Here is a 266-nt window from a genome sequence, read left to right on the forward strand (position 1 = left end):
CGCTGCGGCTGGCGGCCTGGGCGGCGGCCAGCCCCGCCGGGCCGCTGCCGACGATGAGGATCTGACACTGCAGGTGGCGGGCGGTCATTGGCTGCGCTCCACCTGCATGGCGTTCCGGCACAGGGTCTGGCAGGCCAGCTGGCGGCGGCCATCGATGGTCATCCGGCATTCCTGGCAGATGCCCATGCCGCAGAACACGGTCCGCGGCTGGCCACCGCAGGAGGTGCGGGTGCGCGGGTCGGCGCTGCCGGCCACGGCGGCGGCCA

At 74.8% G+C, this 266-nt stretch carries 1 protein-coding gene; it reads right to left on the reverse strand.

What is annotated here, in order from left to right; translation table 11 throughout:
• Positions 1 to 84: 84 nt before the first annotated feature.
• Positions 85 to 266 (reverse strand): 2Fe-2S iron-sulfur cluster-binding protein (locus tag F6S12_RS33420; RefSeq protein ID WP_315870073.1); only part of this gene is annotated, 182 nt, incomplete at its 5' end.

It is taken from the genome of Pseudomonas sp. JV245A (genome assembly GCF_032424515.1).
GTDB lineage: Bacteria > Pseudomonadota > Gammaproteobacteria > Pseudomonadales > Pseudomonadaceae > Aquipseudomonas > Aquipseudomonas protegens.